The sequence below is a fragment of the Gordonia sp. DT101 genome, from assembly GCF_049844895.1.
In the GTDB taxonomy this organism is placed as follows: domain Bacteria; phylum Actinomycetota; class Actinomycetes; order Mycobacteriales; family Mycobacteriaceae; genus Gordonia.
Genome location: NZ_JBNCLX010000001.1, coordinates 422,546 through 443,733, shown reverse-complemented (window position 1 = coordinate 443,733; position 21,188 = coordinate 422,546). Strand labels below are relative to the sequence as shown.

Annotated in this window: 19 protein-coding genes; 11 read left to right on the top strand and 8 right to left on the bottom strand. The window is 66.9% G+C overall.

The window, feature by feature from the left end:
• Nucleotides 1–5: 5 nt before the first annotated feature.
• The gene (gene glgA / locus ACLQ3I_RS02130; RefSeq protein ID WP_425791431.1) at nucleotides 6–1,172 is read right to left on the bottom strand and encodes a glycogen synthase; all 1,167 of its coding nucleotides are present in this window, start codon (nucleotides 1,170–1,172) and stop codon (nucleotides 6–8) included.
• Nucleotides 1,173–1,285: 113 nt separating this feature from the next.
• Here glgA and glgC point away from each other — a divergent pair, with 113 nt between their 5' ends.
• Nucleotides 1,286–2,500, top strand: coding sequence for a glucose-1-phosphate adenylyltransferase (gene glgC / locus ACLQ3I_RS02125; RefSeq protein ID WP_425799985.1), 1,215 nt, complete (start codon nucleotides 1,286–1,288; stop codon nucleotides 2,498–2,500).
• A gap of 194 nt (nucleotides 2,501–2,694) precedes the next feature.
• Here the strand turns inward: glgC and ACLQ3I_RS02120 are convergent, their stop codons facing one another.
• From ACLQ3I_RS02120 to cofD, 3 genes are read right to left on the bottom strand one after another with little or no spacing between them, the layout of a single operon-like run.
• Nucleotides 2,695–3,252 (bottom strand): NUDIX hydrolase, encoded by a 558-nt coding sequence (locus tag ACLQ3I_RS02120; protein ID WP_425799984.1) that lies wholly within the window; start codon nucleotides 3,250–3,252, stop codon nucleotides 2,695–2,697.
• Nucleotides 3,249–4,607: a coenzyme F420-0:L-glutamate ligase gene (locus ACLQ3I_RS02115; RefSeq protein WP_425791436.1), complete on the bottom strand. Its 1,359-nt coding sequence runs from the start codon at nucleotides 4,605–4,607 to the stop codon at nucleotides 3,249–3,251. Before ACLQ3I_RS02115 ends, ACLQ3I_RS02120 begins: the two co-directional genes overlap by 4 nt.
• Nucleotides 4,604–5,680 (bottom strand): 2-phospho-L-lactate transferase, encoded by a 1,077-nt coding sequence (gene cofD / locus ACLQ3I_RS02110; protein ID WP_425799983.1) that lies wholly within the window; start codon nucleotides 5,678–5,680, stop codon nucleotides 4,604–4,606. The genes ACLQ3I_RS02115 and cofD overlap by 4 nt, the downstream gene beginning before the upstream one ends.
• Before the next feature lie 694 nt (nucleotides 5,681–6,374).
• Between cofD and ACLQ3I_RS02105 the strand changes: the two genes are divergently transcribed.
• Nucleotides 6,375–6,632: a WhiB family transcriptional regulator gene (locus ACLQ3I_RS02105; protein WP_223309227.1), complete on the top strand. Its 258-nt coding sequence runs from the start codon at nucleotides 6,375–6,377 to the stop codon at nucleotides 6,630–6,632.
• A gap of 19 nt (nucleotides 6,633–6,651) precedes the next feature.
• Here the strand turns inward: ACLQ3I_RS02105 and ACLQ3I_RS02100 are convergent, their stop codons facing one another.
• Complete coding sequence (locus ACLQ3I_RS02100; protein WP_425791440.1) at nucleotides 6,652–7,257, bottom strand: metallopeptidase family protein; 606 nt, start codon at nucleotides 7,255–7,257, stop codon at nucleotides 6,652–6,654.
• Nucleotides 7,258–7,366: 109 nt separating this feature from the next.
• On the opposite strand from ACLQ3I_RS02100, the gene ACLQ3I_RS02095 reads away from it, so the two are divergent.
• The 3 genes from ACLQ3I_RS02095 to manA all read left to right on the top strand — a co-directional run bounded on the left by ACLQ3I_RS02095 (nucleotide 7,367) and on the right by manA (nucleotide 10,334).
• A complete protein-coding gene (locus ACLQ3I_RS02095; RefSeq protein ID WP_425791442.1) occupies nucleotides 7,367–7,837 on the top strand; it encodes a DUF3499 domain-containing protein in 471 nt (156 codons plus the stop codon).
• A 105-nt stretch (nucleotides 7,838–7,942) separates the two neighbouring features.
• Nucleotides 7,943–9,076 carry a hypothetical protein gene (locus tag ACLQ3I_RS02090; protein ID WP_425799982.1) on the top strand — a complete coding sequence of 378 codons (1,134 nt, stop codon included), beginning with the start codon at nucleotides 7,943–7,945 and terminating at the stop codon, nucleotides 9,074–9,076.
• Nucleotides 9,077–9,080: 4 nt separating this feature from the next.
• Complete coding sequence (manA, locus tag ACLQ3I_RS02085; RefSeq protein WP_425791445.1) at nucleotides 9,081–10,334, top strand: mannose-6-phosphate isomerase, class I; 1,254 nt, start codon at nucleotides 9,081–9,083, stop codon at nucleotides 10,332–10,334.
• 43 nt (nucleotides 10,335–10,377) lie between these two features.
• Here the strand turns inward: manA and eccE are convergent, their stop codons facing one another.
• Nucleotides 10,378–12,177, bottom strand: a complete 1,800-nt coding sequence (gene eccE, locus ACLQ3I_RS02080; protein ID WP_425799981.1) for a type VII secretion protein EccE — start codon at nucleotides 12,175–12,177, stop codon at nucleotides 10,378–10,380.
• A 150-nt stretch (nucleotides 12,178–12,327) separates the two neighbouring features.
• Between eccE and eccB the strand changes: the two genes are divergently transcribed.
• Nucleotides 12,328–13,821, top strand: coding sequence for a type VII secretion protein EccB (gene eccB, locus ACLQ3I_RS02075; RefSeq protein WP_425791449.1), 1,494 nt, complete (start codon nucleotides 12,328–12,330; stop codon nucleotides 13,819–13,821).
• Between the two features lie 36 nt (nucleotides 13,822–13,857).
• On the opposite strand, the gene hpxO is transcribed toward eccB, so the two are convergent.
• Complete coding sequence (gene hpxO, locus ACLQ3I_RS02070) at nucleotides 13,858–15,018, bottom strand: FAD-dependent urate hydroxylase HpxO (protein WP_425799980.1); 1,161 nt, start codon at nucleotides 15,016–15,018, stop codon at nucleotides 13,858–13,860.
• A 93-nt stretch (nucleotides 15,019–15,111) separates the two neighbouring features.
• Nucleotides 15,112–15,741 carry a TetR/AcrR family transcriptional regulator gene (locus ACLQ3I_RS02065; RefSeq protein WP_425791453.1) on the bottom strand — a complete coding sequence of 210 codons (630 nt, stop codon included), beginning with the start codon at nucleotides 15,739–15,741 and terminating at the stop codon, nucleotides 15,112–15,114.
• Between the two features lie 90 nt (nucleotides 15,742–15,831).
• Here ACLQ3I_RS02065 and ACLQ3I_RS02060 point away from each other — a divergent pair, with 90 nt between their 5' ends.
• The 5 genes from ACLQ3I_RS02060 (at nucleotide 15,832) to nrdF (ending at nucleotide 21,183) form a co-directional block, all read left to right on the top strand.
• Nucleotides 15,832–16,401, top strand: coding sequence for an NAD(P)H-dependent oxidoreductase (locus ACLQ3I_RS02060; protein ID WP_425799979.1), 570 nt, complete (start codon nucleotides 15,832–15,834; stop codon nucleotides 16,399–16,401).
• Nucleotides 16,402–17,004: 603 nt separating this feature from the next.
• On the top strand, nucleotides 17,005–17,238 hold the full coding sequence (locus ACLQ3I_RS02055) for a redoxin NrdH (protein ID WP_425791457.1): 234 nt from the start codon (nucleotides 17,005–17,007) through the stop codon (nucleotides 17,236–17,238).
• A 125-nt stretch (nucleotides 17,239–17,363) separates the two neighbouring features.
• Nucleotides 17,364–17,849, top strand: coding sequence for a class Ib ribonucleoside-diphosphate reductase assembly flavoprotein NrdI (gene nrdI, locus ACLQ3I_RS02050; protein WP_425799978.1), 486 nt, complete (start codon nucleotides 17,364–17,366; stop codon nucleotides 17,847–17,849).
• 60 nt (nucleotides 17,850–17,909) lie between these two features.
• Complete coding sequence (nrdE, locus tag ACLQ3I_RS02045) at nucleotides 17,910–20,105, top strand: class 1b ribonucleoside-diphosphate reductase subunit alpha (protein ID WP_425791461.1); 2,196 nt, start codon at nucleotides 17,910–17,912, stop codon at nucleotides 20,103–20,105.
• Nucleotides 20,106–20,178: 73 nt separating this feature from the next.
• Nucleotides 20,179–21,183 (top strand): class 1b ribonucleoside-diphosphate reductase subunit beta, encoded by a 1,005-nt coding sequence (gene nrdF / locus ACLQ3I_RS02040; RefSeq protein WP_164309025.1) that lies wholly within the window; start codon nucleotides 20,179–20,181, stop codon nucleotides 21,181–21,183.
• The last annotated feature ends 5 nt before the right edge of the window (nucleotides 21,184–21,188 follow it).

Genomic DNA, 21,188 nt, shown 5'->3' with positions numbered 1-21,188 from the left:
CGCCCTCACCGCAGGATCGCGCGGTACACCTCGAGTGTCTGTTCGGCGATCGCATCCCACGAGAATTCGGCCTCGGCACGTTCCCGTCCCGCCGAGCCCATGGCCGCTGCGTCCGTGGGGTCGCCGACGACCGCGTTGACGGCGTCGGCGAGTCCGGCCTCGAAGGCCCGGGGCTCGACCTGGTCGTAATGCACCAACCGGCCGGTGACGTTGTCGCGGACGACCTCCGGAATGCCACCCACGGCGGAGGCCACCACCGCGGTGCCGCACGCCATCGCCTCGAGGTTCACGATCCCCAACGGCTCGTACACCGACGGGCACAAGAAAACTGTTGCTGCTGTGAGTATTTCGCGAATTCGCGGTTGGGGGAGCATCTCCCGGACCCAGTACACACCATCGCGCGACGCGGACAGCTCCGACACCGCGGCCTCGATCTCGGCGCCGATCTCCGGGGTGTCCGGGGCGCCGGCACACAGCACCAACTGGATGTCGGGGGCGAAGTGGTGGGCCGCGGCGACCAGGTGCGCGACGCCCTTCTGGCGGGTGATCCGTCCGACGAACGCGACGATCGGGCGGTCGGGATCCACGCCGAGGCCCGTCAGAGTCGATTCGGGCCCGAATGCATCGTCGACGGGAAACCACGAGGTGGTGTCGATACCGTTGCGCACCACGTGAACCCGCTCGGGATCGAGGCGTGGGTAGGTGTCGCAGACGTCGGTTCGCATACCGGAACTCACCGCGATGACGGCATCGGCGTATTCGACCGCGTTGCGCTCCACCCAGCTCGACACGCGGTACCCGCCGCCCAGTTGCTCGGCTTTCCACGGCCGCATCGGTTCCAGCGAGTGGGCCGTCAACACGTGGGGCACCCCGTAGAGTTGCGCGGCGAGATGGCCGGCGAGGCCCGTGTACCACGTGTGTGAGTGGACCAGATCGGCGCCCTGTGCACCTACGACCATCCGTAGATCGGTTGACAGCGTGGTGATGGCGGCGTTGGCGCCGGCGATCCCCGGATCCGGCTGATAGACATGGGCGGTGTCGCGTTCGGCGCCCATGCAGTGCACGTCGACGGTGGCGAGGCTGCGAAGGTGCCGCACCAATTCCGTGACGTGTACGCCGGCGCCGCCGTACACCTCGGGTGGATACTCCCGGGTCATCATCGCCACCCTCATGCGGTCGACGCTAACGCCAACGTCGGCTGTTCGCCAACGGTGCTGCGAAACACGCGACCGGGGACAGGTCATTCGTCTGGCCCGAGCCCTGGATGCCGGTTAAGTTGGGGAGTGTGAGAACACAGCCGCACGTGCTCGGAATGGTCCTCGCAGGCGGTGAGGGGAAGCGCCTCTACCCCCTGACGATGGATCGTGCGAAACCCGCGGTTCCGTTCGGCGGTTCCTACCGCCTCATCGACTTCGTCCTGTCCAATCTCGTGAATGCGGGTTACGAACGTATCTGTGTGCTCACGCAATACAAGTCGCATTCGCTCGATCGGCACATCTCGCAGACGTGGTTCTCGGCCGGATTCCACGGCGAGTACATCACCCCTGTCCCGGCGCAGCAACGCCTCGGGCCTCGCTGGTACACCGGCAGTGCGGACGCGATCTTCCAGTCGATGAACCTGATCACCGACGAGGAACCCGAATACATCGTGGTGTTCGGCGCCGACAACGTGTACCGCATGGACCCCTCCCAGATGGTCGAGGCGCACATCGACGCCGGCGCCGACGTGACGGTGGCCGGCATCCGGGTGCCCCGCGCCGAGGCGACGGCGTTCGGCTGCATCGACTCGGACACGTCGGGCCGGATCACCCGATTCCTCGAGAAGCCGAGCGATCCGCCTGGCACGCCGGATGATCCCGACGCCACGTTCGCATCTATGGGCAACTACGTGTTCACCACCGAGGCGCTCGTCGACGCCATCCGCGCCGACGCCGCCGACCCCGATTCCGATCACGACATGGGCGGCGACATCATCCCCGGGTTCGTGCGCCGCAACACGGCGTTCGTCTACGACTTCAAGGACAACGAGGTGCCCGGCGCCACCGAGCGCGACAAGGGTTACTGGCGTGACGTCGGGACGCTGGATGCGTTCTACGACGCGCACATGGACCTGGTCTCGGTGCACCCGGTCTTCAACCTGTACAACCGGCGCTGGCCGATCCGTGGCGAGACGGTCAATCTGCCGCCCGCCAAGTTCGTCCAGGGTGGCACCGCCCAGGACTCCGTCGTCGGCGCCGGCAGCATCATCTCGGCCGGTACGGTGAGCGACTCCGTGTTGTCGGCGAATGTGGTCATCGAGGACGGCGCCGTCGTCGAGGGGAGCGTCCTGATGCCCGGCGTCCGGGTGGGTAAGGGGGCCGTGGTGCGTCACGCCATCCTCGACAAGAACGTCCACGTCGGTGAAGGAATGCAACTCGGTGTGGATGCGGCAGCGGATCGGGAACGCTTCTCCATCAGCGGCGGTGGCGTGGTGACCGTCGGCAAGGGTATCCGGATCTAGGACGCCCTCGGGCGAGTCAGATCGCCGCCGAGCGGCTGGTTTCCCTCGATCGGGCGCAGTTTCTCGTCGTGCGGGCGCACGCTGGAGTTGCGACATTGCCCTGTGCCCGGTCGGCGTGGAACCGTGCCGCTCGACGGGGATCTGGGCCCGCTCGAGCGGGACTGCCCGGTCGCGGCTCAGGTGGTTTCGCGCCGTCATGCGGCGAGTCCGCGGTCGATGAGAACCGGGACGTCGACGGTGTCGGGTGGCAGGTCGTCGATCGGCCACCAGGCGAGGTCGACCGACTCGTCGCTGCGCACGATCGCCGGTGGCCGATCGTCCTCGGTCGGCCGCGCGACGGCGGCAAAACGCACATCGAGGTGCCGGGTCGGGACGCCTAGGGAACACGTGATCGGGTGGGTGTGCAGGTGGACGGGCGCCGACGTCAGTCGCAGATCCGGCACTCCCGATTCCTCGCGTGCCTCGCGTGCGGCCGCCCCGGCCAGGGTCTCGTCGGACTCCTCGCAATGGCCACCGAGCTGAATCCACTTGCCCACCCGCGGGTGCAGGGTCAGCAGTACGTGGGTGAGCGTCGCGTCGAAGACGATCGCGGACGCGGTCAGGTGACCCGGCTCGCTGCGGCGCAGGCACGCTTCCGGCGCCGCATCGAGAAACGCGAGATACGTATGGCGCAACGCGTCCTGGTCGGCATCCGGTGCCGCCCACGAGCGCAGGCATGCGACGGCCGACGCATGTAACGACGCCGTGGTCATCGCTCGATCACCAACCCCTCGGTGGCCGCAGGCGGCCGCAGCCCCGCGTCCTCCTCGGGTCGTCCGATGGCGACCGCACCCAGCGGCTCCCAGTGCTCGTCGAGGTCGAGGACCTCGCGGACGATGTCTGCGGCGAAGATGGTCGATCCGATCCAGCAGCTCCCGACCCCGCGCACCGACAGCGACACGAGCAGCGACGACACCGCGCCGCCCGCCGCGACCGTGAACATCGTGTGTTCGGCGGCCGCTCGCCGGGCGTCCGGGTAGTCGTGAGCGCCATCGGGGACGAGGAACGGGATCACCAACTCTGGTGCGTCATAAAGGATCTGGCCTCGACGTACGCGTTTGCGGATCGATTCCGCCGACTTCTCGTCGTCCTCGAGGTCGCGTCGCCAGGCGGCGGCCATTGCGTCGAGCAGCCGGGTACGGCGTTCGTCCGAGCGCACCCAGACGAAGCGAACCGGATGGGTGTGATGCGGTGCGGGTGCGGTGAGTGCCTCGGCGAAAGCCGCGGACATCACCCCGGGTTCGATGGCCCCGGGCGCGAACGTGCGCACCGACCGACGCGTCAGCACCGCCTCGCGACGGCCCTGCTCGATCGCCTCCGCGGTGCCGAGCCGAAACAGGTCCTCCGACGCCGGCCGGACGAGATCGACGGCCCCGGAGCCGTCGTCGACCGGCGCGAGGCCGCGTACCACGGCGATGGGGACCCCACCCAGTTTGCCCTTCACCAGATCCGCTGCCGCGGCGATCTCGTCGGCGACGGCGATGTCGGTGACCACCAGGGGATTCCCGTAGGCATCGACCGAGCCCTCGTAGGGATGGGAGACCCGGATGCCCGCCGCGCCGATGGCGACGTCCGTCTGCCCGTTACGCCAGGCGCGGCCCATCGTGTCGGTGACGATCACCGCGACGTCGATGCCGGCCGCATCGCGGATGCGTGCCCGGAGCCCGGCCGCGCTCGCATCGGGATCCACCGGCAGCAGTGCGAGCTGATCGGTGGCGATGTTCGATCCGTCCACCCCGGCCGCCGCCTGCACGATGCCGATCCGGTTCTCGGTGATCAGCGTTCGGTTCTTGCGTGCCAGTACCCGCACCGACTCGTCATCGACGAGCTTGCGGCGCAGCGCATCTCGTTCGTCCGGATCGGTCGGTGCGGCCACCATGCGGTTCTCCACCTTGGAGAAGATCTTGCTGGTCACCACGACGATGTCGTCGTCGGCCAGCCAGGGCGCGGCGGAGAGGAGTTCGGCGGCGATGTCGCTCTCCGGGCCGAACTCGCCGAGACCGGTGACCGCGCGGATCTCCAGGCCTCCGACGGACCCGTGGTCGCCGGGTCCCGAAGCGCTGCTCACGACGTACTCCGTTCCGCTGTACCGATATTGCGATCGGGGGTGGCGACTCCGACCAGCGCGCATGCGTCGCGGACCATCTGTGCGGTGGTTGCCGGATCGGTCATCAGCAGCGGTGCGGAACCGATCGCGACGCCGTCGACGGCGGCCCGGTCGCCCTCGGCGACCAGCCATCCGTCGAGGATCCCGTTCCCGCTGCGTGCGCCGTAATGTGCCGCGATCGCCTCGGCGGAGGTCTCCACGCCGATCACCGACAGACATTCGTCGGCCATCCCGCGCAGCGGGCGGTTGTCGATCACCGGGGAGATGCCCACGACGGGTGCCGAGGTGGTCCGCAGCGCGCTTCGGATACCCGGCACGCTGACGATGGCGCCGATGCTGACCACCGGATTGCTGGGAGCCAGCAGCACGATGTCGGCGGCGGCGATCGCCTCGGTGACACCCGGGGCGGTGCGGGTGTCGTCGGAACCCACCTGCGCGAAACCGAAGGTCGGGATCTGTGCACGGTGTCGGACCCACCACTCCTGGAAGTGGATCGCGACGCGCTCGCCGTCGGCGCCGTCGGGCTTGGCCACCACCACGTGGGTCTCGTGACGATCATCCGTCGCGGGGATGAGGCGGACACCGGGAAGCCACCGTCTGCACAGCGCTGCCGTCACGTCCGACAGGCGGTAGCCGGCGTCGAGCATCTGGGTCCGGATGAGATGCGTGGCGAGATCGCGATCGCCGAGGCCGAACCAGTCCGGATCGGCGCCGTAGGCGGCGAGCTCCTCCTTGGCGTGCCAAGTCTCGTCGACCCGTCCCCACCCGCGCTCGCGGTCGATCCCGCCGCCGAGGGTGTACATGCAGGTATCGAGGTCGGGACAGATCCGGACGCCGTGCATCCACGCATCGTCGCCGACGTTGACGATCGCGGTGATCTCGTGACTCCCGTCTGCGACCTCACCGTCGGGTGTCGTCGCATTATCCTGGCCAGGATCACCGGGTCCGGGAAACGGCGTGGGGCCGAGCAATTCGCGGACGCCGGACAGGAAGCGGGCGCCACCGACGCCACCCACGAGAACCGTCACTTTCACCTCGTTCACTCTAGTGATCGACGGCCGGGTGGTGTCGACCGCGGTGGGTGCCGACGTTGCGCGTGGTCAGCGGGCCGTCATCTGCGGGATGCCACTCGCCGGCGGTGGGTTCGCTACCATGGTCTCGATCCCGGGGGAGGGGATTGTTCATCTGTGAGATTGCTGATGTCTGCGCCCGACCCCGTGTCGAGACCGAGGGTTTCCGACGACTGATGGTATTAAGGAATCTTTTCGGTTTAACTTGACCGCAGCGGTCCATGCCGTGTGTAATCACATCAGTGTCATTATGAGTTTGAGATCGAGAATTGATGGAGCGCAACGTTTTCGATCATTTGTTCGAATGACTCATTGGGTGCGATACCCGGACACACGGTGAAGATCGATGGTGTGGGCAGATGTGGTGGGGCGGCAGGGTGGCCGCGGACACCGACGACTGGAACTGACAGACTTCTCGAGCTAGGAGGCGCCGACGATGGCTTTTGAGAACCCGATCGGCAATCCACTTGAACCACGCGACTACTCCGATCCCCGCAAACCCGTTGAGCCGGTGCATCGTTCGGAGGAGCTGGCCGGCGCCGACGTGGCGGCCAATCGTCTTGGGCTGGTGGGAGATTCACTGACGGCGCCGAGTGTTGGCGGTGTCACGGCGGGGCTGAGCGACAACTCTCCGTGGTCACAGCCGCGCCATCTTTCGTTGGTGGCCAACGACTTCGACGATCTCTTCGAGGCCGTCGAGGAGCAGTGGCAGGAGCGGGCGTTGTGCGCCCAGACCGACCCCGAGGCCTTCTTCCCGGAGAAGGGCGGATCGACTCGCGAGGCGAAGCGCATCTGCCAGGGGTGCGAGGTGAAGCCGGAGTGCCTGGAATACGCCCTGCACAACGACGAGCGCTTCGGGATCTGGGGCGGGCTGTCCGAGCGTGAGCGTCGGCGGCTCAAGCGCGGCATCATCTGACTCCCGCGCGACCGGCTGGTTACTCCGGCCCGCGATCGATGGTGTCCTCGTCGACGCCGAGGTGGGTGGCGACCTGCTGGACCAATACCTCGTGCACCAACTCCAATAGATCGGCGCCACGCTTGGCACGGATCTCGAGTGGTCGACGAAACAAGATGATCTGCGCCCGGGTCGGTAGCCCCCGCACGTCCACGCCGGCCGGGATGAGCCTGGCCAGCGGCACCGCCCCGTCGGCGGTGACCTCGTCCGGCCACTGGATCGAGTCGGGGTCGTGCGGCAACATGCGTGGGATGTCATCCACTGCGATGTCGAGGCCGGCGAGCTGATCGTGCCAGTTCGCATCGATCTCCGCGAACGCCTCCAGAGCGATCACGTCGAAGGAGTCGGCCCGGCTGGCGAACGCCGGCACCGTCTGCGGAAGCAACGGTGATCTGAGTCCCCGACCGCGCCGATCGCGGACTCGAACCGACCGGGTGGGGCTGCGGAGCGCACCCCGACGGACCTCCGCACCACGACCGCGCGCATCCTGTGCCCGCGGATCGGCACCCCGACCGCGCGGATCCTGGGCGCGACCACGAGGTTCGTCGGCGCGGCCCCGGGAAGGGCGAGGTGGATCGAAGCGCATGACGAGAGTGTAGGGATTTGTGACGTGTCTGTCGCGTGTGAGGTGCGTTTCGCGCGAGCTAGCGTGTCGCCGCCGGTGTGGACCCGCCGCCGGGGATAACCTCGTCACCGTGAAGCTTCCCCGACAGTGCTGCAGGCCCGGCTGCGCCCGTTCCGCGGTGGCTACCCTGACGTTCGTCTACTCCGAGTCGACGGCCGTCATCGGTCCACTGGCCAGCTCGGCCGAGCCGCACTCGTGGGATCTCTGTGACGATCATGCTCGTCGGATCACTGTGCCGCGTGGCTGGGAGATGCTCCGGAGTGAGCGCGGGTTCTCGGCCCCCGTCGCCGAGGACTACGAGTTGACCGCTCTCGCCGAGGCCGTGCGCGAGGTCGGCGGTGCCGGGCGGGTGGATTCGTCGCAGTGGCCCGACCTGTTCGACGGATCGGACGACGTCGCGCCAGGTCGTCGCGGCTCCCGGGGCCGCAACCAGGACACGCCGCTGCCGGGCGACGACGGTCCCGGTCGGGCGTCGCAATCGGCGCGCCCCCGGCCGGGTCGCCGTGGTCATCTCCGGGTGCTGCCCGACCCGACCGACTGACCGGCGTTCCGCGCATGTCGTCCGGTGCCGGCGTCCCGATCTCGCATACCGCCATCGGTGCAGGCACATGCGCGGCCGACGGTGTGCGTGACTAGGCTGGACGTCATGCGTACCGGTGCCCCCGATCTCGATGATGTCGAGGAACTGATCGCGGCCGACATGGACGGTCTACTGCCTTCCGTCGCACTCGCAGGTGCCCAGGTGCGATCGGTCGCGGAGGCACAGCGCGAAGGGGTCCTCGAGCCCCTGACGAAGCTGCGGCCACGCAGCGTGGTGATCGTCTGCGGTACCACCGGGGCGGCATCTCCGGCGACGCAGCTGGTGATCGCCGCGATCAGCTCACGCATCGACGTCCCGATCGTCGCCGCTCCGGCCCTGCCGGGGTGGATCGGTCCGCTCGACGTGGTGGTGGTGGCCGGCGACGATGCGGGCGACATGGTCCTCGCGGACGCGGCCGCCCGATCCGTCCGGCGCCGGGCCGAGGTGGTGGTCGCGGCCCCGATCGAGGGGCCGCTGCGAGATGCGCTGGGCGGCAACGGTATCGACCTGTCGCCGCGCGTTATGGTGGATTCCCGGTTCCGGTTTCCGGGATTCGTCGCGGCCCTTCTCGCCGTGTTCGTCTCGCTGACCCAGGTCCGTTTCACCGGACAGGCTCCCCAGGTCGCGGATCTCGCCGACGCACTCGATGGCGAGGCGGTCGCCAACCATCCGGGCAACGAGAGCTTCCACAACCGGGCCAAGTTGCTCGCGGCCAGGCTCGAAGGCCGTTCGTCGGTGTGGGTGGGCGATACGGTCGGGACCGCGGTGGTGGCCGGCCAGGCCTCCCGCTCGCTGCTTGCGCTCGCGGGCGTCATCAGTGCGGTCGCGGAGGTGGGTGACGTGGCGCGATTGGTGCGCGAATGGTCGGAACGCACGGGCTCGACCCCATCCGAATCCATCTTCTACGACCCGGAGATCGACGGACCGGCCCCACCGAGCCCGCCGCGGGTCTTCGTGGCGACCACACCGTCGCGGGACTGGTATGTGCGCCGACGGCTCGACGGGCTCGGCGATCTCGATGTGCTCACCGGCGACGGTGCCGCCGACGCCGGCCCCGGCGCGGGTGGACGTGCCGGTCCGCCGGCGATGCCCACCATGGACGATCTCGCCGCCGATGCGCCGGGCGACCTCGTGTCGTTGATGGTGCTGGTCCTGCGCATCGAAATGGCTGCCGTCTATCTCCGGCTGATCGGGAACTGACGCGATGAGAACTCTCGAGGGGGTGGTGCGTCCCTATGCGTGGGGATCGCGCACCGCGATTGCTTCACTGCGTGGACGGCCGGTGCCGTCGCCGCATCCGGAGGCCGAGTTGTGGTTCGGCGCTCATCCGGCCGGGCCGGCGGTCTGTCTGCGGCCGGACGGCGGGCACGACACCGATCTGCTGAGCGCGATCGACGCCGACCCGGTGGACATGTTGGGCCGGCGCACCATCGAGACGTTCGAGGGTCGGCTCCCGTTCCTGATGAAGGTGCTCGCCGCCGACGAACCGCTGTCGTTGCAAGCGCATCCGAGCCTGGCGCAGGCTCGCGAGGGATTCGACCGCGAGAACGCCGCCGGAGTGCCCATCGACGCCCCGGACCGCAACTACCGCGACCCCTGGCACAAACCCGAATTGATCGTTGCGACCACCGAATTCGATGCGCTGGCGGGATTCCGGAATCCCGCAACCACCGTCGAGTTGCTGCGTGAACTCCAGGTGAGCGAGCTCGATCCCTATCTCGGAATGCTTGCCGGGCAACCCGATTCGGAAGGTTTGCGTGCCCTCTTCACCACCTGGCTGACCCTGCCGGACGCGTCGATCGCCACCTTGATCCCGGCGGTGCTCGCCGGGGCGGTGTCCCTGTTGGGGTCGGGCGACGGCAGCCGGTTCGCGGCGGAACTGCGGACCGTGCTGGAACTGGGAGAGGTGTATCCGCGCGATCCGGGTGTGCTGGCCTCGTTGCTGCTCAACCGTATTCGTCTCGAACCCGGTGAGGGTCTGTATCTCCCGGCCGGCAACCTGCACGCGTACCTGTGCGGGATCGGCATCGAGATCATGGCGAACTCCGACAATGTGCTGCGCGGGGGGCTCACACCGAAGCACATCGACGTCCCCGAACTGCTGCGGGTCCTCGACTTCACCCCGGCCGACGTCGCCGAGATCACCGCCCCGATCCGCACCGTGGGCGCCGAGCGGGTCTACCTGACGCCGGCGCCCGAGTTCCGGCTGTCCCGTGTCGAGCTCGACGGAACCGGGCTGCGGTACGCATCGTCGGTGTGCTTCGACATGCCGGGCCCGCAGATCCTCGCCGTGCTGCATGGTTCGATCGACGTCCGGCCGGCGGGCGGGGAGGCAACCACGATCCCGGCCGGTCAGGCGATCTGGATCGGAGCTGCCGAGCCTGACGTGGTCGTCCACGCGGCGTCGTCTCGTGCGGTGTTCTTCCGCGCGCTGGTGCCTGCCGGACCGCACGGCTGACCGGGCGGCAGAGTCCCTCCAGGCGGCAGGGTCCCGCCGGGTGTCAGCGTCCGATGTAGGTCCACTCGTCCGGCGTCGCGACCATCGTCACGGCCACCCGCTCGGTCGCGGTGGTCACCGAGATGTCCTGCGGTGCACGCGGATTCTGGCGGATGAACACCGAGGCGTCGGGGGCCAGCTCGGCCACCCGCGGATCTCCGGCGGCGCACACGGTGATGTGGGTGGTATTCGCCTCGGGCGGGGGACCGGTCAATCCGTCGAAGATCACCACGCGGTGTCCGGAGGGTGACCGGACGCGATCCGAGCTCAAGGCCAGCTGTCGCAGGTCTCCCACGGCGGCGACCAGGTGCTGCCATTGCCCGGGTCGGACCGTGTGCACGGTGACCGAGGCGCCGATGGCCACGGCGCGGAGCGTGACCTGTGAGACCAGCTGTGGGCCGGCCGATATCGCGACCGAGCGGAGATCGGGGCCGAGCAGTGGGACGGCGACGGCGCGGCCGCTGTGGTCGGCACCGACCAGTTGGCCACACCCGCCGGCAGGTAGGGACAGGGCACGCAGCAGCCGGTCCGCCTCGGCGCCGTGCACGGCGCCGAGGGTGCGATCCAGCCGAGCGGGGATGGAGATGGGCAGGCTCGCGGCCAGCGCGTCGAACTGGTGGCCGTCGAGCGGCGTGAGGCCGTCCGGCCACGACTCGACACTGCGCTTGGCGGACGGGAGTTCGGCGAACCGCACCATGCCGGTGACCTCGAGGACGCCGTCGGGATCGTGGCGCAATCGCACGGTCGCGGTGGTCGACAAGGCCGAGTTCACCCACACCGTCGACAAGACGGAACCGATCGATTGCGGCTCGATGGCCGCACTGCGAAAACGCAGTTGGCCCGATCCGATTGAATCCCACTGCTCGGCCATGTCGTCGAGTGCCAGGCCCTCCGACAACTGGCCGGTGACCGCGGTGATCTCAGCGCCGCTGAGCAGCGAGACCCGCAGGCCGCTCTCGGTGAGACGCCTGGCGACGCGTCTGCTGGTGATGGTGGCGGTCCGGAGGGCACCGACCGCACCACCGCCGCGGCGGGCCACGGCGTCGGCACAGTCGAGCGGATTCAGCCGCAACACCACCAGCACCGAACGATGTGCGGTCGCCGCCAGGGGGCCCAGGGTCCGGTGGTAGGTCTGCGCGATCGGGCCGCTGCCCCAGCTGCGGACACCGTGGCTGATCACCTCGATCGAATCCAGGGGGATGTCGAACGGGTTGATGCATTCGGCGAGCGCGTCGAGCGGCACGACCTGGCCGGTCGGATCGGTGACGTCGGCAGTGCCGGGGGTGAGAAAGGTGGCTGCGGGCGAGCCGGGCGACACCCGCAGAACAGTGATCAGGGTGTCCCCGGCCCAGCGCGCACCGATCGTGTCGCCACCGCCGGCCGGTGTCCGCATCGACGTGCGAGCACCCTGCTGCGGTCCCGCCGGGATGTCGAACGGTACGGGCGCGAGATCGGTGGACCTGCGGCGTGATCGTGCCCAGACGAAACCCCATCGCTGTGCCCACCCGCCGACGACCGAGCGTCCGCCGCGAAACGGGATGAGGGCGAGGGACGTCACCGCGGCCACGAGGAGAGCGATCCAACCCAGAGCGCTGTCGCTGGTCGCCCAGACGATCAGGCCGACGCCGAGGACGACCTCGATGAGCACGAATGTCTGCAGGGTGACGCGTCGGCGGCCGGTGCGGTCACGTCCACGACGGGCACCGCCGGTGCGTCGCGTGCCCCGATCGGTCGGCGTCGTGGGCGAGCCGCCGGATGGTGCGGCTTCCGGACGACCGGTCGTCGACCCCGGCACGCCTGCCATCGCCATCGTTCCCCCCGTTCTACGGGTGACCGGCGCGACACCCGCGGAAAATGTATCGGTTACGCTACTACGCGTCGATTCGTCCGTGACCACCAGATCAGTGGAAACGACGGCGCGACCAGGTCGGTAATGCGGCCGGAAGGGGGGACGATGGCCCGGCAGCTCACGACCAAGGCGCAGGTGAACGGTTATCGGTTCCTGTTGCGCCGGCTCGAGCATGCGCTGGTGCGTCGCGATGTCCGCATGTTGCACGACCCGATGCGTTCGCAACTCCAGGCGCTCCTCGTCGGCACCGTGCTCGGGCTCCTGGTACTCGGTGGGTGTGGCGTCTGGGGACTCGTGAAGCCCCAGGGTTCTGTCGGCGATGCCAAGATCGTCGTCAGCAAGGACAGCGGCGGGAACTACGTCCTCATCGACGACACGATGCACCCGGTGCTCAATCTCGCGTCGGCACGACTGATCACGGGCAGCAGCGAGAGCCCGAAGTCGGTGAGCGACGGCAAGCTGGCCTCGTATCGGCGTGGACCACTGCTGGGTATCCCGGGTGCTCCAGCGGCCCTGCAGTCCTCCGCTCATGGGGGACAGTCCTTCTGGACGGTCTGCGACACCGCGACCGTCTCGCCCGACGTCTCGGGTGAGGCGATCGAGCTGACCGTCATCGGCGACCGCCCTGAACTCGGCGGGTCGATCGGTACCGCGCGCCCCGACGAGGCGGCGCTGGTCACCAACGGCGGCAAGGATTTCCTGATCTACACCGTCGAGCGCAACGGTGAGCCCGCCGCGGTCCGCGCCCAGGTGGACACCTCGAGTGTCCCGGTGATGCGCGCGCTACACCTCGAGGGTGCGACTCCGCGCGAGATGAGCGCAGGTCTGCTCAACACCTTCCCGGAGGTCGATCCCCTCACCGTCCCCGAGATCGACGGTGCCGGAAAACCCGGTGCGCTGCACGACGACGACGTGCAGGTGGGTTCGGTGGTGAAGTCGGTGGGCATCGACGACCAGACCAGCTACTACGTCGTGCTGCGTGACGGTGTCCAGCAGATCGGTGAGGCGACCGCGGAGATCCTGCGGCTCGCCGACCGCGACGGCGCCGCGCCGGTGCGGACCGTCGCACCTGGTCAGGTCGCCGCCAGCCCCACCGGCGAGCGATTGCCGGTCGACGACTTCCCCGGTCACACACCGAGTCTGGTGGACGTCCAGTCCGCTGGCACGCTCTGCCAGTCGTGGTCGCGAGGTGCCGGGGACACAGCGGCGACGACGCGGTTCCTGGTGGGGCGCGAGTTGCCCCTCGCCGAGGGTGCCGCGCCGGTGCAGGTCAGCTCGGCCGACGGTTCCGGGCCAGGTGTCGATCAGGTCTATCTGCGGCCGGGATCGGGTGAGTACATCCAGACCACGGGGTCGGAGCCGAGCAGTCAGCGTGCCGAATCGCGCTATTACATCAGCGATTTCGGCATCAGATACGGGGTTTCCGACGCCGGGACCGGGCAGGTCCTCGGGCTCGGGGACGGCCCGACGAGAGCGCCGTGGTCGGTGATCTCGTTGCTCACCGCCGGGCCGTCGCTGTCCCGTTCGGCAGCCCTGGTGTCGCACGACGGCATGGCGCCCGATGAGAACGGTCAGGCGATCCCGCAGCCGGACAACTGATCCGTCGATCCTCGTCCTGCCGACCGTCCGGTCCGCTCAGGATGTGAGCGGACCGCCGACGATGTTCGAGACGATGCCGCGGATGACCCGGGTCCCGTCCTCCGAGCGGAGTTCGTCGTACCAGGCGGCGGTGGCCTCCGGGTCCTTGGCATGGGTGACGTCGCAGCGCTTACGCGCCCGGAGGACGAGCTCACCGGCGCGTTCGGTCCGTGCCGATTCGTACGCGCCGAGCGCGGCGTGGACGTCGTCGGGATGCTCCTTGAACGCGAACTGAAGGGCCACGGCGTCTTCCATCGCCGAGCAGCCACCCTGTCCGATGTCTGGCGTGGTGTTGTGGGCGGCATCACCGAGCACCGCGACGCGGCCCTTGACCCAGGTGTGGAAAGGGTCGAGGTCGAGTATCTCGACCCGGTTGGTGGTCGCCGGATCCAGCGCGCCGATCAGGCGCTGGACGCCGGGCGACCAGTCGGCGAAACTCTCCGCGAGGACCTCGCGCGCCGTACCGCGTTCATATGGCCGCCCCTCGGGCATCGTCACGTCGAAGAAGAAGTAGAACCGATCGCCCGCGATCGGCATCACCGAGACGCGCTTCCCGTCGCCGACGTAGGTGGTCCACTCGGTGGCGGGCCCGATCGCCTCGTCCACGTCGACGAGGCCGTTGAAGTTGACGTATCCGGCGTAGCGGCGATCGACCGGATGGCCGAGGACATACTCCCGAGCCAGCGACCGCGCACCGTCGGCGCCGATCGCCACGTCTGCGGATACGGATGTCCCATCGGCGAATTCGACTGTCGCGGCCGTGGGTCCGTCGGTGACCGCGACCATCTTCTTCCCGAAGTTGATGTCGTCTATGCCGTACGCGTTCATCAGCATCAACTGGAGTTCGGCGCGTGCCACCGGGTAGGGCCGCTGTCCCACCTCGTCGATGAGCGGCTGCATGCTGAAGCGGCACATCGTGTTGCCGGTGAAGCCGTCGATGTACGACATCGAATCGACGATCCCACCGAGAGCCGCGGTCTCCTTCTCCAGTCCGAGGTGGTTCAGGCACTTGACGCCGTTGGACCATACCGAGATGGCTGCTCCGACAGGTTTGTTCTCGGTGACCTGTTCGTAGACCTCGACGTCGACGCCGATCTGCTTGAGTGCGATGGCGGCACTGAGCCCGCCCATACCGGCGCCGATGATGACAGCCTTCACTGAATTGTGCCTTCCGTTGTATCTGGTGCCCCCGCAGTTCATTCAGGCTAAGACCGCCGGCGGTTCCCCGCGCGTCGAGGCCGCCGGTGGGGCTCAATTCACGGACAGGCCGGCGGCGAGGGTGGTCACCAACTGTTCCCACTCGGTGGTGATCGTCTCCAGGTCGAGACCGACGATGTCACGGAGGTGCTTGACCGCGCCGGCATTGAGGGGAGCGTGCACGGCGACCGCGACCACGTCGACCCGATCGCCGAAACCGAGTTGCTGCAGCAGGATCTGGACATGGCGGTTGGATGCGGCCCACACCGGATGACTCAGGAATTCGGCGCCCGAGCCGCCGGCCTCGATGAGGATGTCGAGATGGTCGAGGGTCATCTTGAGTCGGGCACGGCCGTAGGCGAGCAGCCGGTCCAACGGGGGAGCGCCGGGCCCGAGGGGCTGCGGTCCGAACAGGTATGCGCGCTGGATCTCGGATTCCGAATGGTCGAGCAGCGCCACCATCAGACCGGTACGGCTGCCGAAACGGCGGAAGACGGTGCCCTTGCCGACGCCGGCCTCACGGGCCACCGCGTCCATGGTCACCGCGGAGGCGCCGTGGTTGTCGATCAGATTCATGGCAGCGTCGAGCAGGAGTCGCCGATTACGGGCGGCGTCTGCCCGTTCGGGATCGGACCCGTCGGACAGACGGAGTGGGATGAGACTGCCGTCGGGACCGTTCGACACGTGACGAGCGTAACGCTTGACTCGTCGTGGAATTAATCGGACTGTGGTCCGGTTGAATATTTCGACTTGCTGAACATCGAAGGGAGCACCGTGTCCGAACGTAACGTGGAGATCGTCGCGCTTGTGGGAAGCCTGCGCAAGGGGTCGGTCAATCGTCAATTGGCGCAGGTCGCTGCTGACAACGCCCCGGCGGGCGTCCGTGTCACGATCGTCGAGGGGCTCGGAGACCTGCCGTTCTACAGCGAAGATCACGACCCGTCGATCGAGGCGCAGGCCGTTCTGCCCGGCGGGGTGGCAACCTTGCGGCAGATCGTCGGCGCCGCGGACGCCGTGTTGCTCGTCACGCCTGAGTACAACGGCACGATTCCTGCCGTCCTGAAGAACGCCATCGACTGGCTGTCGCGGCCCTACGGTGCCGGTGCCGTGTCCGACAAGCCGATCGGTGTGATCGGTGCCGCGCTGGGCCGGTTCGCAGGCACGTGGTCGCGTGAGGACACCCGAAAGTCGGTCGGCATCGCCGGCGGCCGTGTGATCGAGGACGTCGAGGTCGGAGTCCAGACCTCCGCGCTGGGTGAGCACGGCGTCGCCGCCGCCGAGGTCGTGGAGCAGGTCGTCGTGGCCGTCAACCGCCTCGTCGCCGAGGTGACCGTGGCCGCCTGATCCGACGCGATCCGGCTGACCGCAGACGCGCCGTCGCGGGCTCTCAGGAGCTTGCGACGGCGCGTCGTTGCGTCCGTCCTGTGGGCAGCTTGGGGACACGTTGTGGAGAGTCCTGGGACAACCTGTGGAGGACACGCCGGACACACCCGACTTCACGATCGCGCATGCGCCGCGACCTGCGACTTTCACGAATGTTATTCACAACTTGTTGTGGTGTCTCCAAATGTCAGGCACTAGGTGTAGTGTTTTGAAGACCAGCAAGGCGGACGTCGCAGACCGGTGTGACCGCGCGAGAGAAGCCACGGAGACGGTGACCAGAATCACTTTCTTCACGTTGGGAAAGTGTCCGCCCACGGGCAGTGTTGAACGTCATGAGGACGTTGATCGGCGCTGATCGGGGCGGCGGGGTTCGCTCCCTGGGAGCGAACGGCAGAGGTCTTCTGGGCCCGAGCCGGCCATGGCAAGCAGACCGCGAGACGACGACCCGGTGACACGACGGCACCGACTTGGGTCACCGGATGGTGATCACCAGGACCGCGTACACCGATACCGATCCAGCACGCAGCCAGATACAGCAGCCTGATCCAGCAAGGAGAATCTTCGATGGCCATCACCGTCTACACCAAGCCGGCATGTGTTCAGTGCAACGCGACCTACAAGGCACTCGACAAGCACGGTTTGGCCTATGACGTCGTCGACATCAGTCAGGACGCCGAGGCGCGCGATTACGTGATGGCGCTGGGGTACCTGCAGGCTCCGGTCGTGGTGGTCGGTGACGATCACTGGTCGGGGTTCCGCCCTGATCGCATCAAGGCGCTGGCCGTCGCCGCTGCCTGACGCGCCCGGAGTGCGCCGCTCGATCCGACGGGGAAGCCGGATCGTGGGGAGCGCCGCAGGTCGCAGCCATACCGCGTGGCGGCCACACCACATATCGGACGAGACGAGCTGACGGGAGGTGGACGATGGCGGGCGAAACTCGTGAGTCGCCGTTGATCGTCTACTTCTCGTCCGTCTCGGAGAACACCCACCGATTCGTCGAGAAGCTCGGTACCCGGAGCGTGCGGATCCCGGTTCACGGGACGACCGACTCGGGTGGATTCACCGTCGACGAGCCCTATGTGCTGATCACTCCCACGTATGGAGGCGGCAAGGCGACCGGGGACCGTTCCGGTTACGTGCCGAAGCAGGTCATCAAGTTCCTGAACAACACCCACAACCGGGACTTGATCCGAGGTGTGATCGCGGCCGGCAACACGAACTTCGGTGAGGAGTTCTGTCACGCCGGCGACATCATCTCGCGCAAATGTATGGTGCCGTATCTGTATCGGTTCGAGCTGATGGGCACCGCAGACGACGTCGATCGGGTGCTCGCGGGTCTGGCGGATTTCGTCCTGAGTCCCGCGTTCATCGATCCGCAGCATGCCGAACTCAGCGCCGCGCGCGCCTGAACTGTCGGACCCGCCGAGTAGCTTTTCCTCATAAGAACACCTATCTGCCAGGAGTGTTTCGTGTCGCCAACCGCCGCCCCCGTCTCCGATACCGCATCCGCCAGCCAGTCGGGTATGCACTCGGGTCCCGCCGGGCACGAGCCCGGCGAGCTCGACTATCACGCACTCAATGCGATGCTCAACCTGTACGACGTGGACGGCAAGATCCAGTTCGACAAGGATCGCGAGGCCGCCCATCAGTACTTCCTGCAGCACGTCAACCAGAACACCGTCTTCTTCCACGACCTCGACGAGAAGCTCGACTACCTGGTCGAGGAGAACTACTACGAGCCCGAGGTGCTGGAGCGATACGACCGCGAGTTCGTGAAACTCCTGTTCGGCCACGCCTATTCGAAGAAATTCCGGTTCCCGACCTTCCTGGGCGCGTTCAAGTACTACACGAGCTACACGCTCAAGACCTTCGACGGCAAGCGCTACCTGGAGCGGTTCGAGGACCGCGTGTGCATGGTCGCGCTCACCCTGGCCGACGGTGACACCGCGCTCGCGCGCAATCTGGTCGACGAGATCATCGAGGGTCGGTTCCAGCCGGCGACCCCGACGTTCCTCAACTCCGGCAAGAAGCAGCGCGGTGAGCCGGTGTCGTGCTTCCTGCTGCGCATCGAGGACAACATGGAGTCGATCGGCCGGTCGATCAACTCGGCGCTGCAGCTCTCCAAGCGCGGTGGTGGAGTCGCCCTGCTGCTCAGCAACATTCGTGAACATGGCGCACCGATCAAGAAGATCGAGAACCAGAGCTCCGGCGTCATCCCGATCATGAAGCTGCTCGAGGACTCGTTCTCCTACGCCAACCAGCTCGGTGCCCGTCAGGGTGCCGGCGCCGTGTATCTGCACGCGCACCATCCGGACATCTACCGGTTCCTCGACACCAAGCGGGAGAACGCGGACGAGAAGATCCGCATCAAGACGCTGTCCCTCGGCGTGGTCATCCCGGACATCACGTTCCGGCTCGCCAAGGACAACGACGACATGTACCTGTTCAGCCCGTACGACGTGGAACGCGTCTACGGGGTGCCGTTCGCCGACATCAATGTCACCGACAGGTACCACGAGATGGTCGAGGACCGGCGGATCCGAAAGACCAAGATCCGGGCTCGCGAGTTCTTCCAGACCCTCGCGGAGCTCCAGTTCGAGTCGGGTTACCCCTACATCATGTTCGAGGACACGGTGAACCGGGCCAACCCGATCGACGGCAAGATCACCCACTCGAACCTCTGCTCGGAGATCCTGCAGGTCTCGACGGCGTCGACCTTCAACGATGACCTGTCCTATTCGAGTGTGGGTAAGGACATCTCGTGCAACCTGGGTTCGCTGAACATCGCCAAGACGATGGATTCGCCGGACATCGGCCAGACCATCGAGACCTCGATCCGCGGTCTGACCGCGGTCAGTGATCAGACCGCGATCACCTCGGTGCCGTCGATCGAGAAGGGCAACAACGACTCGCACGCGATCGGCCTCGGTCAGATGAACCTGCACGGCTATCTCGCGCGCGAACGGATCTTCTACGGCAGCGACGAGGGTGTCGACTTCACCAACATCTACTTCTACACCGTGCTCTTCCACGCCGTACGGGCGTCGAACCGGATCGCACGGGAACGAGGCAGGCCGTTCGCCGGTTTCGAGCGCTCCACGTATGCCAGCGGCGAGTTCTTCGACAAGTACATCACCAAGTCCTGGGAGCCCGAGACTCAGAAGGTCCGGGATCTGTTCGGCGAGGCCGGGATTCACATCCCCAATCAGGACGACTGGCGTGAGCTGAAAGAGGCCGTGCAGCGTGACGGCATCTACAACCAGAACCTGCAGGCGGTGCCGCCGACCGGTTCGATCAGCTACATCAACCACTCGACGAGCTCGATCCACCCGGTCGCCGCGAAGGTCGAGATCCGCAAGGAAGGCAAGATCGGCCGCGTCTACTACCCGGCGCCCTACATGACCAACGACAACCTGGAGTACTACCAGGACGCGTACGAGATCGGCTACGAGAAGATCATCGACACCTACGCGGCCGCGACGCAGCATGTCGACCAGGGGCTGAGCTTGACGCTGTTCTTCAAGGACACCGCCAGTACCCGCGACGTCAACAAGGCGCAGATCTACGCATGGCGCAAGGGGATCAAGACGCTGTACTACATCCGACTTCGTCAGCTGGCACTCGAGGGCACTGAGGTGGAGGGTTGCGTCTCGTGCATGCTATGACAGCGAGATTCATTACTGCACAATCACTTTCAGGTCAGTCACTTTCAGATCAGCGAGCGAACAGGGAGGACCGATGACGTCCACCGAAAGTCACAGCCCGGCCGATGGCGCCCCGATCAAACTGGTGAGCCGGGTCTCCGCGATCAACTGGAACCGGGTGCCCGACGAGAAGGACGCGGAGGTGTGGGATCGCCTCACCGGCAACTTCTGGCTGCCCGAGAAGGTGCCGGTGTCCAATGACATCCCGTCGTGGAACACGCTGACCGAGTACGAGAAGCAACTCACCATGCGGGTGTTCACCGGCCTGACGCTGCTCGACACCATCCAGGGCACGGTCGGTGCGGTCTCGTTGATCCCCGACGCCACCACTCCGCACGAGGAGGCGGTGCTCACCAACATCGCGTTCATGGAGTCGGTGCACGCCAAGAGCTACAGTTCGATCTTCTCCACACTGTGTTCCACCAAGGAGATCGACGAGGCATTCCGCTGGTCGGAGGAGAGCGAGCACCTGCAGCGCAAGGCGCAGATCGTCATGGACTATTACCGTGGCGAGGACCCGCTCAAGCGCAAGGTCGCCTCCACGCTGCTGGAGTCGTTCCTCTTCTACTCCGGCTTCTACCTGCCGATGTACTGGTCGAGCCGTGCGAAGCTCACCAACACCGCCGATCTCATCCGCCTGATCATCCGCGACGAGGCGGTGCACGGCTATTACATCGGGTACAAGTACCAACGCGGACTCGAGGTGCAGACCGCGGAGCGCCGGCAGGAGCTCAAGGACTACACGTTCGAGTTGCTCTTCGAGCTCTACGACAACGAGTCCGACTATACCGAGGCTCTGTACGACGAGGTAGGGCTCACCGAGGACGTCAAGAAGTTCTTGCGCTACAACGCCAACAAGGCCTTGATGAATCTGGGATATGAGGCGATGTTCCCACGCGACGAGACCGACGTGAACCCCGCCATCCTGTCCGCATTGTCGCCGAATGCCGATGAGAACCACGACTTCTTCTCCGGGTCCGGTAGCTCGTATGTGATCGGCAAGGCCGTCAACACCGAAGACGAGGACTGGGACTTCTAGCCGCC